The 2,231-nt window shown below is 42.5% G+C and carries 2 protein-coding genes; both read left to right on the top strand.

Annotation, left to right across the window (positions count from 1 at the left end):
• Window positions 1-72: 72 nt before the first annotated feature.
• The gene (locus tag GRP75_RS24905; RefSeq protein ID WP_160790668.1) at window positions 73-1,164 is read left to right on the top strand and encodes a GerAB/ArcD/ProY family transporter; all 1,092 of its coding nucleotides are present in this window, start codon (window positions 73-75) and stop codon (window positions 1,162-1,164) included.
• The coding region (locus GRP75_RS24900) for a Ger(x)C family spore germination protein (protein ID WP_160790667.1) at window positions 1,161-2,231 on the top strand (1,071 nt) is incomplete at its 3' end. The genes GRP75_RS24905 and GRP75_RS24900, both read left to right, overlap by 4 nt.

Genomic DNA, 2,231 nt, shown 5'->3' with positions numbered 1-2,231 from the left:
TCCATCAGCGACCATATGATTCCCAAGCCCAAAAATTGAAGCAGCAGAACGACTCTAGGAGCTGGAAACGACGTGAATAAAGAAAGTACCATTGCATCGGGTCAACTGTTTTTTCTCATCATTAAGTTTGAGATTGGCGTAGACATTTTGTCACTTCCTTACCAGATGCGCCTTTCAGCTAAAGGAGGAGGTTGGATATCTGTCATTATTGGCGGCCTTTTGATTCAACTCATTATTTTAATGTGCTGGCTCCTGCTAAGACGTTTTCCCTCCTCTTCGATTTATCAAATATTAACCCAGATTACTGGTTCCTGGATTGGAAAAGGATTGACTGTGGCTTACATTGCTTACTATCTGCTCATGGGTACCTCGGTTCTTGTGAACGCTTATGACGTCATTAACCGCTGGATGCTGCAATATACTCCCCGTTGGGCTATACTCGCCCTATTTTTGTTTAGCAGTATATACCTGGTTCGCGAAAATTTAAGAACGATTGCCCGAGTACTTGTTTTAATCTCATTTCTGATTTTGCCCATGATGCTGTTAATTAGCTATGGTATAAAGCAGTCCAACCCGCTTTATCTGCTACCTCTGACTGAGGCGGGATGGCCCCGTATTATTGTCGGTTCAAAAGAAACGCTCCTAGCGATGTTTGGTTTTGAGTTCATTCTTGTCGTCTTTCCCATGGTTGAGGGCAATAGTATAGGCAAGCTCAAGTCAATCCTGGCAGCTAACGCGATCGTGGTACTATTGTATTGTTTTACCGTATTTACCTGTACAACCGTATTCAGCCCTCAACAGCTTGAATTAATGCCGGAGCCAGTCATTTATTTGCTCAGATCCATTCCACTGGGGACGATGGATCGGGTCGATTTTATTTTTCTGCCGATTTGGCTCATTTCGATCTTTGGCGCTATAAGTGGATATTATTATGCGGCGTCTTACGGAATAAGCTATCTATTCAAGCAAAAAAGTCACAAAAAGGCGGTTCCCTTTGTTGTGCTCGCCTCATGTTGTATTGCCTATTTGCCTCAACGAAGAGAAGATTTCGAGCTTATTGGTTCCATAGCCAATAATTCTGCTTATATTTTCCTAATTGTGTTCCCTTTTCTGCTGCTGATCCTATCCTATCTCTTCAAAAAAAAGGAGGGACCTGAAACATGAAAAAAAAGAGCAGAGCGCTTGGAATGCTAACTCTACTCATTTTTATAACAGGCTGCTGGGATCAGGACAATTTGAAGGATGCCCGATTGGCAAATGCATCGGCTTATGATCTCACTCCTGAAGGCATGTTGTTGCAAACGCTAGAAGTTGTAGACGATTCTCAAAGCAATCAAGGTAAAAGCACCAATGAAATTCATTCAGGCACCGGCCATTCTGTTCGGCAAAGTACAGACAAAATCCGGGCCAAAGTAACCGGGGATATCCGCTTTTTCAAATACGGAGTTATTCTGTATGGTACAAGCTTGGCCCGAAAAGATTTATATCCCTATCTGGATGTGCTGTATCGTGAGCCTGACCATCCGACTTCCCATGTCAAGGTAGCTATTGTAGATGGATTAGCTGGGGAAATAATAGATCAAAAAAGCATAGGTAGCCTCTTGATTGGCGAATTTATAACCAAAAAAATCAGAAGCCTTGAGGAAATGTGTATGTTCCCGGAAATGACACTGGAGACACTGCTCCCCCCAATGCTTGATCCGGGTCAAGATTTTGTACTTCCCTATCTTTCCAAAGAAGGAGAAGATATTACAGCACGTGGAATTGCCCTATTTCACGGACAAAAATTCACAGGAAGCCTAAGTAGTGAGCAAGGTGTTTTATATGTCTTAATGACTGGAAAGTGGAAAAATACAGCTCGCTTTGTAAAAAGGATACATCCCGGACCTGTCGGTGATGTGCAAAACTTTATTACGTATCAGGCTAAAATCCAGAATGTCAAACGTAGCCTTAAAGTGCACGTTCAGCGCGATGGACAAATTGATGTGGAGCTTAACCTAAAATTGCCTGTCGATATTGTTGAATATGCACGAAACCATCTTCAAGATAAAGCTAACGTACAGCGTCTGAACCGTCAACTTTCCGAAATCATGACCCAGGATGCGGAACAAATTATCCGTACACTTCAGGAAAATGGATGTGATGCCTTTGGCGTAGGCAGACAGTTGATCGCTCATTATCCAGCAGTATGGAAAAGTGTAGATTGGAATAAAGAATACCCCAATATCCGT

The sequence above is a fragment of the Paenibacillus sp. OT2-17 genome (assembly GCF_009827695.1).
GTDB classification, from domain to species: domain Bacteria; phylum Bacillota; class Bacilli; order Paenibacillales; family Paenibacillaceae; genus Paenibacillus; species Paenibacillus polymyxa_B.
This window is presented reverse-complemented; position numbering and strand designations above follow the sequence as displayed.